Source organism: Bradyrhizobium sp. 1, assembly GCF_023073315.1.
GTDB lineage: Bacteria > Pseudomonadota > Alphaproteobacteria > Rhizobiales > Xanthobacteraceae > Bradyrhizobium.
Window position 1 is genome coordinate 504,607 of sequence record NZ_JADPJH010000033.1, and the last position, 14,235, is coordinate 518,841.

A 14,235-nucleotide genomic window follows, 5' to 3' on the forward strand; every position below is an offset into this window, starting at 1 on the left:
GTACGAACGCCCGTTTGGAAGGGCGCCCAAGCTGGCCGGAGCAGTGCCGCCTCGAATCACCGTTTTCGGGATGCCAAAGCATCCTTGCCTGCACGCATCACCTTTCCAGGTAGGGGATGGCCGACTATCCGTTCCGCCATTCGAGCACATTCAACGAGCCGACCGAGGTCCACCCCAGTCTCAATGCCCATCTCATGACACATATAGACGAGGTCCTCGGTACAGATGTTGCCGGCGGCTCCCTTGTGACCGGCAAAAGGACACCCACCAAGACCGGCGCAAGAGCTATCAAATTGGTCCACGCCGAGCCGCAAAGCGGCATAAGCATTAGCAATTCCCGTTCCCCGGGTGTCATGGAGATGGAGGCCTATCCTCAGATCTGGCCATTTGTCGCGCAGGGCGCCAATCCGCTGCTCCATGGAAAGTGGCGTGCCGTGTCCCACCGTATCAGCCAGGTACACGCCCCTTAAGGTTACCCCGTTTTCCGCAGCGAGCGAAAGCAGCGTTTCCGTCATCTTGACGACCTGGTCGATCGGAACCTCGCCTTCGAAGTTGCAGCCGAAAGCAGTCATGACGTAACCCCACTCTACGGGTACATTGTGCTCCCGGTAGATGGCCAGCCAATCCCGCTGTTCCTCGATTGTCCGTTCGATGGTCATTCCCGTGTTTTTGACGCTGAATGTGTTCGACGCCGTGATCCGAATTGCTCCAACTACATCCAATGGCAACTGGAGGGCACGGAGCAGCCCTTTCTTGTTCAACCAAAGGCCCGTGTATCTGACGTTCGGAACCCGTTTGATTGACCGGGCGACTTCATCTGCGTCTTTCATCCCCGGCACACGTTCCGGATTGACATAAGAGACGCAATCGATTTGACGCAGCCCCGTTTCCGCAAGCGCTTCGATGAATTCGACCTTCAGACGCGTATCGATCTGCGCCTTCTCAATTTGAAATCCCTCTCGTGGGCCTTCTTCGTGAATGTGAATAACGCGAGGCAGATCGGACATTGAAGGTGCCTGTACTTTGAGCGGTAACGGTCTTTCGGCGTAGTGACGTTTCTAGCGGACCTAGGCCTTGGCCATTTCCGACGACGAAGTCGCCTGAGCGATCAACTCATCATGGTGCGCATCTAAGAACGACGTGCTTAGCTCTGCCGACTCAAACTTCGGGTGCGTGATGATCGCCCTCAGATAGTCTTTGTTCGTCGCAATTCCCCCGATCTCAATTTGACTCAGCGCCGAGGAAAGCAACCCGATCGCGTCCGATCGCGTCTGTCCTAATGCCATCACCTTCATCACCATCGGGTCATAAAACGGTGGAACGGTCGCTCCGGACACGAGTCCGGTATCGACACGGACCCCCGCCATGTGCGGGACACTGAGGTGCGTGATCTTGCCCGGCGAGGGAAAGAACTTGCGGGATGGATTCTCGGCGTAGATTCGTGCCTCGACCGCGTGTCCGCTCGCTTTGATCGCGGATTGTGACAAGGCAGATGCTACATCTCGTCCCAACGCGTGTTCAATTTGAGCGGCCACAAGGTCCACGCCGGTCACCAACTCGGTTACACCGTGCTCGACTTGAATACGCGTGTTCATTTCGAGGAAGTAGAACTCTTGCCGCTCCGCGTCATAGAGAAACTCGATCGTCCCGGCTCCATCATACCGGCATGAGGCCGCCAGATTGACGGAAACGCGAGCCATTTCCTCGCGAGTACATTCGCTCAGTCCAGGGGCCAGCGCCTCCTCGATGACTTTCTGATGCCTCCTCTGAACGGAGCAGTCTCGATCGAAGAGGTGGACAGCCTCTCCGTTTCCAAAGCCGAACACCTGGACTTCCACGTGGCGGGCGGTCCGCACGTACCGTTCACAATAGACAGCCCCATCGCCGAACGCCCGCACGGCGAGACCACTGGTTGCGGTGACGGCGGCAATCAAGTCTTCCGATCGTTCCACCAAGCGCATGCCAATACCACCGCCACCGGCAGTTGCCTTAACGAGCAGCGGAAAACCGATCTTCGCACCAGCGGCGATGATTTCCTCTTGGTCGTCTGACAGCTTGTCTGACCCAGGCAGCACGGGCACGCCAGCCGCAACGGCCATTTGTCTCGCGCGATGCTTGTCGCCCATGGCCAGGATCGTCTCCGGTTTGGGCCCGACAAAAACAATTCCAGCTCGAGCGCAACGGTCAGCGAATTCTGCATTCTCAGCCAAAAAGCCATAGCCAGGGTGTATTAGATTGGCTCCGACCTCGCGCGCTGCAAAAAGTACAGCCTCCTGATTGAGATAGGACTCCTTGGCCTGGGGACCACCAACAAATCTCGCCTCGTCAGCCAGCTTGACGTGCAACGCGTCCTCGTCCGCTTTAGAATAGACGGCGACGGTCGGAATTCCGATGGATTGCGCAGCGCGAATAATGCGGCAGGCGATTTCACCTCGATTGGCGATCAGCAGCTTGTTCATGGCGACTCTTCTACCTCCGAACGGCGTCTACACACTGCTTCGCGAACCGATCATAGTTCGCAGCTCGCGTTTCATGATCTTGCCCGAATAATTGATCGGCATCTCTTCATACGGAACGAAAACGACGCGCTTCGGCGCCTTGTAGCTTGCAAGGTTTGCCTTTGCGAACGAGATCAGCTCTTCTTCCGAAGCCAGCATTCCGTCACGAAGCACGACGACGGCGGTCACTTCCTCCCCCCATCGTTCGCTTGGTAAGCCGATGATACCGACTTCCCGAATCTTCTCGTGCCGTTGCATTACGCGCTCGACTTCCTGGGAGAAGACATTCAACCCCCCGGTCTTGACCATGTCCTTGATCCGATCACGGAAGTAGACAAACCCCGCCTCATCCATAGTTCCGGCATCGCCGGTCCGAAGCCATCCCTTGTGGAACGCCTCCTTCGTTGCGTCGGGCCTCTTGAAATAGCCTTCCATCACAGAAGGACCGCGAACCAATATCTCACCTTGCGTGCCAATAGCGGCATCGGACAGATCAGGATTGGCGATCTTGACCTCAAAGTTCAGAAATGGTCGCCCGATCGAGTCAGGGGCGCGCTCGTAATCCTCTTCCTTGAGCACGGTTACGATTACGCCGGCCTCCGTTAAGCCGTACTGATAATAGATCTTCATTTTGGGAATCAATCGGTGCATGTCGTCCCGATCTTTCCCGCTCAGTATGCCCCCGCCGACATACCAGTGACGAAACGACCTGATCTTGCTTGGCGAGGACGATGCCGCAAGGCACAGCTCACGCGCCATGGACGGCGGGGTGAAACCGTTGTCGCAGCTGTGACGATCGATCAGATCGACCATTCGATCGGCAGAATAGCTCTTCATGATGGTGGAAGTCGCTCCCAAGTAAAGGTGCGGAAGCAGCCAGCAATTCAATGCTGCCCCATGATGGAGAGGGGTCGCCAAAATGGTATGACCGAACTCCGACATCCCGGTGTCGAGCGCCTCATGGATCGTGTTCCAGAACACCTGCCGGTTCCGAAGAACGACGCCCTTGGATCGCCCCGTCGTTCCGCCGGTGAACATGATGAGTTGAACATCGTCGTCGCTATACTCGATGTCCGGCGCAACGGCTGACGACTTGGTCACGATCCAGTCGTACGAATTGTCTGCCTTTTCGGCATCTAGCGGCACGCATGGAAGATCGATGCCTCTGAGATGCTGCTCGATCAAGTCTTGGTCGGCGAAAACCAAGCGGCATTCTCCATCCTGGAGGTTAGCCAGGATCTCAGCCGTCGTCAGACGATAGTTGATAGGTACGCAGCACGCTCGAACAGCCGAGATCGCCGCCATCGCCACGACCCACCTCAAGCCGGATGAGCCCAGGATAGCGACCTTATCACCCGGCCCTATCCCAACACCAATGAGATAGTTTGCCACCCGATTCGTTGCGTCGTTTAGCGCGCCGTATGTCATCGACATCTGGCCGTCTCGCAACGCGATCCGATCCGGGAATTTGCGGGCGTTTCGGGCAATATGCTGGGAAACCACCGCCGTCATCGACCTACTTCCTTCCTGCCACACTCACTCGAAACAATCTCTCGCACTCAGGACAGCTCAATGAGCACAGTGTCCTGGTCGACGACGTCGCCTTCTTGCGCCACAACCTTGGTCACCACACCCTGGCTTGTCGCATCTACCGGGATCTCCATTTTCATCGATTCGAGGATCACCACGGCATCGCCATATTCGACTGGATCGCCGACAGACTTCAGAATCTTCCAGACTGTGCCCGCCATCGGGCTCACGATCTTCTTCATCGAACTCTCCTATACCGGATGGACGGCGTTTCGCCGCCGGATCGTCTGCGAGCTCTTCATGGAATAGATGGCGAAGCGCCGGATGAGTTCATCTCTGAGCTCGTTCGGATGGACGACCGCCTCCGCGGCGAACGGGTCTGCAGCAGCAGAATAGACATTGATGTCCTTTGCATACTCCTGCCGCTTCTCGTTGATGAAGGCTGCACGCTCTGCGGGAGGCAATTCGGCAATTTGATTGAAATACAACGCATTGATGGCAGCCTCCGGCCCTACCAGCGCCGGCTTCGCCGTCGGGAGCGCTAGCATCGCATCGGGCTTGGTCGGAGCCCCCGACATTGCGAGATAGCCGCCGCCGTAAGCCTTACGCACCATGACAGCAATGCGCGGCACGGTCGCTTCGCAGACCGCCGAAAGAAGTTTCGCTCCGTGCCTGATGATTCCGGCTTTCTCAACGGAGCTTCCGATCATGTAGCCGCTGATGTCCTGAAGGAAAAGCAGGGGTATGTTGAACGCATTGCACAGCCAGATGAAGCGGGCCGCCTTATCGCAGGAGTCGTTGAACAGAACACCTCCCTTGAACTTCGAGTTGTTTGCGATCACACCGACCCCGCGACCGCCAAGCCTGATGAACGCGGTCGTCATCTCCTTGGCGAAAAGCTCTTTGCTCTCGAGGAACGAGCCGTCGTCCGCCAAACCTTGAATAAGCGCCTTGATGTCGAACGGGACATTTTGGTCCGGCGGGATGACCTTCGTCAGATCCACAGATGCGCCGTTCGCGACCGCTTCAACGACCGACGGCTTCTGTTCGAAGGAGGCCGGGAAGTAGCCAAGATAAGTCTTTGCGACAGCGATCGCCTCTTCATCCGTTTTGACGAGAATGTCTCCGAGCCCGCTGAGCGTGCAGTGCATTCTTGCACCGCCCAGATCTTCCTCGCTGATATCCTCGCCGATGGCCATGCGCGCCATTCGCGGCGAGCCGACATAGGCGGTCGCCTTCTTGTCCACCATGATTACCGTATCACACAGGCCCGGAATGTACGCAGCACCCGCCGGCGACGGTCCGAAGAGAACGCAAAGCTGCGGCACAACGCCCGACAGTTGAACCAGATTGTGGAAGATATTTCCCCAAGCGGTTCTTCCGAGATAGGATTGCTTCTGTTCGTCAATTCGCGCGCCCGCCGAGTCGACGAAGTACACGAGCGGAATCTTTAGATTGAGCGCCAACTCCTGCATGCGCGTGATCTTAAGGAGGGTCTGATACCCCCAGGTGCCGGCTTTCACGGAAATGTCGTTGGCAATGACCGCAACCTTGCGGCCCCCGACCGAGCCTATGCCGGTTACGACCGCGTCCGCCGGCACCTTCTTCTCGGCCCCGGCCAGCAGACCATCCTCCATGTCCAAACCGCCGTCGAAAAAGAGGCTCAGACGATCGCGAACGAACAGCTTTCCTTCGAGCAACTGCGCGGATTTCGGATTATTCCTACCGCCGTCCATTGCCCACTTTATGCGCTGGTCAAGGTCGTCATACAGATCCATGTGAGCTCCAAGTAGCGTCAGCCTTATCTCGTATCGGCGGCTTGAGCCGCTCGGGCATCCGACGCCACGAGATCAGCAGAGCGAATTAATCGGACGGTTGTTAGTTAAATGCAGCGCCGTTGTCAACGCGAGACTTCGCCGGCGAGACGCATTAGCTGACCCAAGCCGGCTTTCGCTTTTCAAGAAAGCTCTTGATCCCCTCTTCCGCCTCGTCCCAGGCCCACATCTCGGCGACACGATCGACCGTGTAGACGAAATTGTCCGCTGAACCGTGGGTCGACACGTATTCGATGAGACGCTTGTTCGCAGCAAGGGATCCCGGCGCACATTTCAGCACCATATCGACTTCCTCTTGGACGGCAGCATCGAGACGGTCGGCCGGCACGCTGACTGACAGAAGCCCCATCGTCACCGCTTCTGCAGCCGTAATTCGGCGCCCCGTCAGGAATAACCGCCTGGCGAACGGTTCGCCGATCCGCCGAACAAGGTAAGGGGAGATCATGCCGGGCAGAAGCCCCAGCCGCGCCTCGGTGACCGCGAACTGCGCATCGTCACAACCAATCGCGATATCGCACACCGAAACCAGCCCAAGACCGCCTGCGTATGCCGGCCCATTGATCCTGCCAATTACAGGCTTGGAGAGGGTGTCCAATTCACGAAGCCAACAGGCGAGCTTACTCGCCTCCTTGATGCGCTCACTCTGGGGCCGCGACGCCTGCTCTTGTTGGTACTTGAGATCTCCTCCCGAGCAGAAACTCGCTCCAGCTGCAGTCAAAACCAGAACTCTGATTGAAGAATCGGATTCGCATCTGCTGACGACGCTGCGCGCCTCGTCGTACATGACGCCGTTCATTGCATTGTGCACCGCGGGTCGGTTGAGCCGCAGGGTGGCCACCCCCCGCGTGTCGACAGAAAATTCGATTGTCGTGAATGCGCCCATGATCTATCCTGCTCTTAACTAACAGATGTCCGTTTACCCTGAATTGCGGGCGGATTCAACTGGCCCGATCGGGTTCCATCAGGTGGCATTTGGCGTGCAGATCTGAGGCTACCGGCGCAGTACACGGATACGGTTCGAGAGAAGGAGCATTGATATGGGCATTTCGTTCTCCCTGACGGGAAGGCTCGCCGTGGTTACCGGAGCTGGCCAGGGAAATGGCCTTGCTATCGCTCGCGGCCTCGCTGATGCCGGCGCGAAGGTGCTTGTGGCCGATCGCAACGGAGACACCGCTGAAGCTGGCGCGCGTCTCATCAAAGATGGCGGAGGCGACGCAATGCCGGCTAAGCTTGATGTCACGGATCGAACTGCCTGCCAGGCATTTGCCCGGAACGTGGCAGGAGAGCACGGCGACGTTTCAATACTGGTCAACAATGCCGGTATTCTGCTGCGCGGATCGGTGGATCGAGACGCCGCGGATGACGAGTGGGACCGCACACTCCAAGTGAATGTCACCGGGACATATAACATGGTTCGCGCCTTCTTGCCGGCATTGAAGCAAACCAGGGGCGCGATCGTTAACTTGGGATCCATCCAGTCCTTCGTTTCGACGCCAAATTCCGCGGCATACACAGCCTCGAAGGGCGCCGTGCTTCAATTGACGAAAGCGTTGGCCGTGGAGCTTGCCGCGTTGGGCATCCGGGTGAATGCAATTGCTCCCGGTTTTATCGAAACTCCGATGACGGAAGCAACACGATCAGATCCCGATCGCCTCAAGGCGCTCCTCGCGCACACGCCCATGCGGCGGGTTGGACAACCAGACGAGCTCGCTGGCGCGGTCATATTCCTGGCTTCGCCTGCGTCAAGCTATGTCACGGGCGTTATGCTGCCAGTCGACGGCGGCTATCTGGCGTTGTAGCGGATGAGCACCCCCGAGCGGATTTTCATCGTAAGGTCGCTGCTGCTTCCCACGAGCGACGTAGCGGCCTGGCAGGTGATCGGACAATTCGGTCAACCCCAACTCTGGCTGCCCGGTATTACTGCGACGGACACAGTTCGTACGGTCAACGGCACCTATCAGCGGCGATGCGATACAGTCCTGGGTGAATTCCATGAATCGCTGATCGAAGCGGGCACCCACTGGCACGTCTACACCATCGATTCCGGACCATTGCCCGTTGAAGAGTACCGAGCACTGATCGGGGTAAAGAACCTTGCGGCACGTCGCTCGGGCCTGTTATGGGCTGTCAGCTTTAAACCCTTGGTCGATAGCACGCACGCTCAGAGACTTGTCGCTGCTGTCCTCGATGCCGGCATATCTCGACTTCAAACAATGTTCAACGCCGCTCCAGACCTAAAGACAGAGTGGTCTGGCTGGCAACTGCCCATTGACAAACTCGGCATCAAAGTCCCGCCGTTGCCGTAGTCAAGGAGCGCGACTGCAGAAAGCGAAACCCGCTACAGTTGTCTGTAGCGGGTTTTCTGGGACCTTCCTTGCTGGGGTCTACTGCGCCAGAACCCAATTACCATCCTTCGCCTGGAGCAGAACCATAGAGAGCGAGTTCCGATCCAAACCACCGTGATTCTCGGGCGTGAATTTGAATACTCCGTTCGCGCCGATCACAGACGTTTTCTCTATCGCATCCCTGAGCGTCTCGCGGTTTATATCGCCCTTAATCGACTCCGCGGCCGCTTTGATGATTAGCACGGCGTCGTAACTGTGTGCGGCAAATGTCGGCGGCGCCTCACCATACTTCTGCTTATAGTCGTCATAGACCTTCTGAACGACCGGCCGCACAGGATCGTCGTCCTTCAACGATCCGGGCGCTAAAAGCCGCATTGACGTTAGGAAGGTGCCATTTGCGGCCGGTCCAGCCTGAGTAAGGAGATCGCGGCTGGCTGCTGCATAGCTATTGTAAATGGGCTTGTCGAAGCCGAGATTGACGGCATTCTTCAAGATGATGCTAGGTCCAGGTAGCGCGCTCCAGATAATCACGGCGTCGGCAGACGACGCCTTAACCCGAAGCAACTGGGCAGTCATATCCGTATCTTGGCGGTTGAATTCCTCGTGATCTACCAGCACGACGTCAAAGTTCTTGCATATTTCCTTTAGCACGTTCGCGCCGGATTGCCCAAAGCCATCCGCCGAAGACATCACCGCAATTCGCTTGACCCCTTTTTTCTGCAAAACGGAGAGCAGATCCGTAGCGACGAGGCGGTCCGACGGCGGTGTGTTGAAACCGTATGGCGTCGGTGGGGTGAATACTTTTTCGGTGCCGGCATGCATAATAATGGGGATGCGCGCCTCGTTTGCGACAGGCAATGCGAGCAGACTTTCGCCGGACGTCGATGGTCCGACCACAACATCGACCTTATCATTCTCGATCAGGCGACGCAGCTGCTGGACCGCCTTGGTTCCGTTTCCTTCAGTATCGTACACCACAGCTTCGATCTTGCGGCCATTGATCCCGCCCGCTCGATTCAACTCATCTACCTTGAGGCGTAGTGCTCGCTCCTCGGGGATGCCAAGGAATGACGCGGATCCGGACGTCGCATAGATCGCGCCGATCTTGATTGTGTCCCCTGCCTGCGCGACACCCAAGCCGACTGGCGCGGTCACTACCAGCAAAGCGCATGCTGCCAGCAAGGACATTCTGCAGAAGCTCTTGGACAAATTTACCTCCCCGATGCAATTTGTTCTTTAATTAAACGGACGCCTGTTTGTTACTATAATAGGATTTGCCTTGCAAGAGAGGCGCCTGGCAAGCCCCATACCCGCGTGGCTGTCCAGCAATCCATCATGACGTCGCTGTGCTTTGTCGTTGAAGGTCGCCTCATTCGCAATCGCAAATGGAGGAAACATCGTTGATCTAGGCGTTCCTCCCGGGCAGCGAATATGACTTTTCTCTTTACTCATCGGGGAGACAGCACGTCGTATTAGCCGGGCCAGTGCTTTCGCAATCCGGGCCCTTCGTAAGATCGGAAACCGGGCCAACCAACCTGTTATGTTCCAACGGACGCAGTCTTTCGTCGGAATCCGTGCAATCAGACGACACGCCCGGATTGGGTCATCGAACGAGAACCTGATGGGCAGAAGAGGCGGCGCGACACCTTTCCATCAATGCTATCCGGCATAAAGCAACACGTGAACCAGGTGGACGACGGATGGACCGATATGGCCGCGCGGCCCAATCGCTCGGTCATGCAAAATCGAAGCGCGCTTGGGCCGCATGCTGAGGAGCCTTGTTGACTCTTCCTAGCCCATTCAGCGTTGGATCGAGATTCCCGAGTCGGTTATGATAGTCCGATATTTCGCCCGCTCCTTGTCAATGAACCGAGAGAATTCCTCGGCATCGAGGTAGAATGCCGGAACGCCCGCTCTGTCTAACTGTTCAGCAATCGCGGGGTCTGTCACAATCTCTCGCAGTTGCGATGCGAGCTTGTCGATCACCGATCGCGGCGTCTTGGCGGGAGCCATCAATCCGTTCCAGATCAGCTGGTCGAATGCCGCTGCCCCGCCCTCAGCAAGCGTCGGAATCGCCGTGAACCTCGGATCGGGCGTACGCGTCGTTATTCCAAGCGCACGAAGCTGCCCACTCTCGACCAGAGGCCATGCAGTAATCGGCGGGTCGATGAGAAAATCAATGTCCCCAGCAAGAAGAGACGGCAAGGACTGCGAGCTTCCTCTGAAGGGTACGTGAACGGCCTTCATCCCGGTGAGCTTGAGAAGCCACTCGACGCCCAGATGCATCGACGATCCAGGACCAGAACTTCCGTATGAGAGATCCTTCTGCTTGGCGGCTGCAATGAGATCCGAAAGGCTCTTGTAGGAGGTATTCGCGTTTACGACGAGCAGCATTGGAGCTGCCGACAGCATCGCGATTGGCATCAAATCTCTCGAGACGTCGTATTGAACGCTCGGGTTCAGCAGAGGCTGGGTGATCACGGTGCTCGGCCCGGCGATGACGATGGTGTAGCCATCTGCTGCCGCCTTTACGACGCTTTCGGTGCCGATCACTCCGCCTGCTCCGGCCCGGTTATCAACAACGACCGGCTGTCCAAGCCTGCGTTGCAGACCTTCGCCGACGATGCGGGCCAGACTATCGGTTTGGCCACCCGCGGCAAAGGGCACGACGAGCCTGATAGCGTGGTCCGGATAGTCGGCTGCACGAACCCGCGGCGCGACGATCAGCAGACACGCGATAGCGATCCCGATGCGGGCAAGCTTCACCTCATTCCTCCCATGGCAATCTTTAACTAACGTCAGTTAGCCTAAAGGTTTAGAATTGCCTGTCAATGGGCGGCAACGCTCCCGCTAATCGCGATTCTTCCAGCGCCGCTGGATTCCGACCGAAATCGTGTCAGGTCTCGCTCGGGCCACCAAGGTCCATTCCGGCGCATCGAACACGCCGCCGCAAGTCGGTCAGCAAACCTCGGAGCGCGGCTCTCGAGAAAGCTCGCAACTCCTTCACGCGCATCCGGTGAGTTTGCTCGACCTTTTAAATGTGCGCTCGACAATATGCGAAGTTATAGGATGATCCAGGCGAAGTAGGATGATCCAGACCAACATGTCTCCGCAGCATGCGACGGACCAGCGCCACCGAAACGGGAGACGTGTGCGCAACCAGCCGACGTGCATAAGCGATAGCAGCTGCCAGAACCCCGCCGGCCGGATGCAGCTGGCGCAAATAGTCCCGCCGCCGACGCCTCGTTGGCCGGGTCCATTTGGTCCGACAGATACCCGTCAGATGTCTTTTCCGACGATATGATTCATGTCAGGAACCAGGTCGATGCGACCTCTGGCACCGTACCACGACATGTGAATGGAAATGAGAACTTCGCCTTACCGGCGGCGAACCGTGCATCATCGCCAGACGCTTGGTAGCACCGAATCCGACCTGGTTCTCTGGACGCCCGCTGACCGGCTTCGGGATATTGAAACCGACTGCGTTGAGGCGATCCGGTCGGGTTCAGCGTAGCGACGGCAACACCTTGATCGACCCGACAGCCGATGTAGGGGGATGAAGCGCCTTCTGGGCCGGTCATGAATAGACGAAGATCACGTCGGCGATCATCGCGGGCTTCTCCGCCCCCTCGATTTCGATCGATATTGCGTTGGTAACTCGCCAACCGGACGCCCCCTTCTCAGCCGCTTTGATGGTTTGTCGCAAACGAATTCGCGATCCGACAGGGACTGCTGCCAGGAAACGAAGCTTGTCGAGGCCATAGTTGAGGATACGCATCGCCTCAACCTGAAAAATCATTGGCATCAGGGTCCCGAGCAATGATAGCAGCAGATATCCATGAGCTATCGTCTTGCCGCCCGGGGCCTCACGCGCCGCGCGCTCTGTGTCGACATGAATCCATTGTCGATCGCCCGTGGCCGCTGCAAACGCATCGACCATCGCCTGCGTCACCTCTACCCAATCGCTCGGTCCCAGCTTCTCGCCAACTGCGCCAGCCACTTCATCTGCTGAGCTAAATGCTCTCACGAGGTCCTCTCCATATTTCACTAGTTGACTTGGCGCGCTCTGCCATCCCAGTAGGGAGCGCGGATCAGCCGCTTCAGAAGCTTCCCACTCGAATTGCGCGGCAGCTCGTCCACGAAGTCGACACTCTTCGGTACTTTGTAGCCGGCCAACCGCGTTCGTGCGAAAGCTATAACGTCTGCCTGATCGGCCAGAATGCCCGTCCTGGTAACAACGACCGCCTTCACAGCTTCACCCCACTTCTCGTCCGGGACGCCTATGACGGCCACGTCCTTGACGGCAGGATGATCCGATAGAACATTCTCTATTTCCGCCGGATACACGTTTTCACCGCCCGAAATAATCATGTCTTTGATGCGATCATGGATATAGAGATACCCAGCTTCATCGGTATATCCCGCATCACCGGTATGAAACCATCCATCCCGAATTGCCTGCGCCGATGCTTCAGCGAGCTTCCAATAACCTGAAAACACGCATGGACCTTTGACCACGATCTCGCCTACCTCGCGCGGCGCAGTCTCAGATCCGTCTGGCTTGACGACTCTTACCTGCATTGATGCTGCGGCTCTTCCAATGGACCGTTGGCGCTCCTCGGGTCCCTGCTCATATTCCTGGGGCAGCAACACCGTGCCGATAGCGGTCGTTTCCGTCATCGCAAACATATGGATCAATTCGCAGCCGAGCGTCTGCTTTGCTCTCCGAAACAGGTTCTCGGAGATTGGTGATCCGCCGTAGGTCACGGTCTTCAGTGATGAAAAGTCCGTCGTTTTACAGAGTTCATGATCCAAGCAAAATTGCAGAACCGCTGGCACAAGTCCCGTTCGAGTGACAGGCCATTTGCCAAACGCCATGAGGATGCTCTCCGCGTTCGCGTCTCGGATTACAACCATATGGCCGCCCTGATGAAGGATATGAAGCCCGATCTGAGCCCCTCCGACATGGAAGAATGGTAACGCCACGAGCATGACATCGTCATACCCCCACGCCCCCAGCGCGCCCTGATCGCCGGCGTGCAGAGACGCGACAACGTTGGCATTCGACAGCAGTGCACCCTTTGGGCGCCCGGTCGTTCCTGACGTGTACATCTGCACCACGGCTATATCCGGGACGACGTCAAGCTTTGGGTCGACATCCGCGGGCTCGCCCAGCCATTTTTCGAGCCCCACTACGCCGCGCGCCCCCTCTATTCCGATGACGTCCACTACCCCGGGAATCTTCTCCTTCAACGCAAAGGCAGTGGCTTCAAATTCGTCCGAAACAAAAATGAGGCGGGCTTCACTATCCGCAAGGATGTATTCTACCTCGACCGAGGCCAGACGCCAGTTTATCGGCACCAGCGTGACGTGGGACTTTGCGCAAGCGAGGTATAGCTCGACAAATGTGTCGGAATTCTTTGCAAAATAGGCGATACGGTCTCCCGCCCCCAATCCCTTGCTTAGAAGCGCTTCGGCAATCAAATTCGCTCTCTTGTCGAGCTGTTCATATGTCTGCGTTCGTCCCTCGAAAGTGATTGCAGGAGCATCCGGCTTAATGCGGCGATACTGTCGCGTAATATCCGCCACTTCCTCAATCTTATACTCGGAAGGTCGGCCCATCTCGGTCATTGCGACACCTCAATCGGTTGAAAGCACGGTACGGGTCCGTCCTTGCCATCTCGAAACACGACCTCGACAGGCATTCCGATCTTAAGTTTGTCGAGCTCACAACCGACGATATTCGTGAGGATCCGCGGACCTTCTGAGAGTGCAACGTATGCGATCGCATATGGCTCGGGTACCCCGCGCCGCGTGACGCTGCAGGCATATATCTCGCCACGCCCCGACGCCTCACGCCATTTAAGCCTTTGCCCAAAGCAATCAGGACAATGGGGACGAGGATACCAAATGGACTTGTTGCAGTCTTCGCACGCCTGAATCAGCAGACGCCCGCCTTTAGATCGCCAAAACGGCGCCACGTCACGGTCAGGCAACGGACTGCTGCCTCCTGCTGCGTCGGTCATC

Annotated in this window: 13 protein-coding genes; 2 read left to right on the forward strand and 11 right to left on the reverse strand. The window is 57.3% G+C overall.

What is annotated here, in order from left to right; translation table 11 throughout:
- Nucleotides 1-56: 56 nt before the first annotated feature.
- The 6 genes from IVB29_RS27380 to IVB29_RS27405 all read right to left on the reverse strand — a co-directional run bounded on the left by IVB29_RS27380 (nucleotide 57) and on the right by IVB29_RS27405 (nucleotide 6,746).
- Nucleotides 57-1,007: a hydroxymethylglutaryl-CoA lyase gene (locus IVB29_RS27380; protein WP_247506517.1), complete on the reverse strand. Its 951-nt coding sequence runs from the start codon at nucleotides 1,005-1,007 to the stop codon at nucleotides 57-59.
- A 60-nt stretch (nucleotides 1,008-1,067) separates the two neighbouring features.
- The gene (locus IVB29_RS27385; protein ID WP_247506518.1) at nucleotides 1,068-2,459 is read right to left on the reverse strand and encodes a biotin carboxylase N-terminal domain-containing protein; all 1,392 of its coding nucleotides are present in this window, start codon (nucleotides 2,457-2,459) and stop codon (nucleotides 1,068-1,070) included.
- Nucleotides 2,460-2,486: 27 nt separating this feature from the next.
- Nucleotides 2,487-4,010, reverse strand: a complete 1,524-nt coding sequence (locus IVB29_RS27390; protein ID WP_247506519.1) for an AMP-binding protein — start codon at nucleotides 4,008-4,010, stop codon at nucleotides 2,487-2,489.
- A gap of 47 nt (nucleotides 4,011-4,057) precedes the next feature.
- Nucleotides 4,058-4,270, reverse strand: a complete 213-nt coding sequence (locus tag IVB29_RS27395; protein ID WP_247506520.1) for a biotin/lipoyl-containing protein — start codon at nucleotides 4,268-4,270, stop codon at nucleotides 4,058-4,060.
- Nucleotides 4,271-4,279: 9 nt separating this feature from the next.
- On the reverse strand, nucleotides 4,280-5,806 hold the full coding sequence (locus IVB29_RS27400) for a carboxyl transferase domain-containing protein (protein WP_247506521.1): 1,527 nt from the start codon (nucleotides 5,804-5,806) through the stop codon (nucleotides 4,280-4,282).
- Between the two features lie 151 nt (nucleotides 5,807-5,957).
- Nucleotides 5,958-6,746, reverse strand: coding sequence for an enoyl-CoA hydratase-related protein (locus IVB29_RS27405; RefSeq protein WP_247506522.1), 789 nt, complete (start codon nucleotides 6,744-6,746; stop codon nucleotides 5,958-5,960).
- A 154-nt stretch (nucleotides 6,747-6,900) separates the two neighbouring features.
- Here IVB29_RS27405 and IVB29_RS27410 point away from each other — a divergent pair, with 154 nt between their 5' ends.
- Both IVB29_RS27410 and IVB29_RS27415 read left to right on the forward strand, forming a co-directional pair.
- Nucleotides 6,901-7,662, forward strand: a complete 762-nt coding sequence (locus tag IVB29_RS27410) for a glucose 1-dehydrogenase (RefSeq protein WP_247506523.1) — start codon at nucleotides 6,901-6,903, stop codon at nucleotides 7,660-7,662.
- A gap of 3 nt (nucleotides 7,663-7,665) precedes the next feature.
- Nucleotides 7,666-8,169 carry an SRPBCC family protein gene (locus tag IVB29_RS27415; RefSeq protein ID WP_247506524.1) on the forward strand — a complete coding sequence of 168 codons (504 nt, stop codon included), beginning with the start codon at nucleotides 7,666-7,668 and terminating at the stop codon, nucleotides 8,167-8,169.
- 78 nt (nucleotides 8,170-8,247) lie between these two features.
- Here the strand turns inward: IVB29_RS27415 and IVB29_RS27420 are convergent, their stop codons facing one another.
- From IVB29_RS27420 to IVB29_RS27440, 5 genes are all read right to left on the reverse strand, one after another.
- Nucleotides 8,248-9,417 (reverse strand): ABC transporter substrate-binding protein, encoded by a 1,170-nt coding sequence (locus IVB29_RS27420; protein ID WP_247506525.1) that lies wholly within the window; start codon nucleotides 9,415-9,417, stop codon nucleotides 8,248-8,250.
- Between the two features lie 591 nt (nucleotides 9,418-10,008).
- Nucleotides 10,009-10,974: a tripartite tricarboxylate transporter substrate binding protein gene (locus tag IVB29_RS27425; RefSeq protein WP_247506526.1), complete on the reverse strand. Its 966-nt coding sequence runs from the start codon at nucleotides 10,972-10,974 to the stop codon at nucleotides 10,009-10,011.
- 811 nt (nucleotides 10,975-11,785) lie between these two features.
- Nucleotides 11,786-12,235, reverse strand: coding sequence for a MaoC family dehydratase (locus tag IVB29_RS27430; RefSeq protein ID WP_247506527.1), 450 nt, complete (start codon nucleotides 12,233-12,235; stop codon nucleotides 11,786-11,788).
- A gap of 20 nt (nucleotides 12,236-12,255) precedes the next feature.
- Nucleotides 12,256-13,839 (reverse strand): long-chain-fatty-acid--CoA ligase, encoded by a 1,584-nt coding sequence (locus tag IVB29_RS27435; protein ID WP_247506528.1) that lies wholly within the window; start codon nucleotides 13,837-13,839, stop codon nucleotides 12,256-12,258.
- Complete coding sequence (locus IVB29_RS27440) at nucleotides 13,836-14,234, reverse strand: OB-fold domain-containing protein (RefSeq protein WP_247506529.1); 399 nt, start codon at nucleotides 14,232-14,234, stop codon at nucleotides 13,836-13,838. The genes IVB29_RS27435 and IVB29_RS27440 overlap by 4 nt, the downstream gene beginning before the upstream one ends.
- Between the last annotated feature and the right edge of the window lies 1 nt (nucleotide 14,235).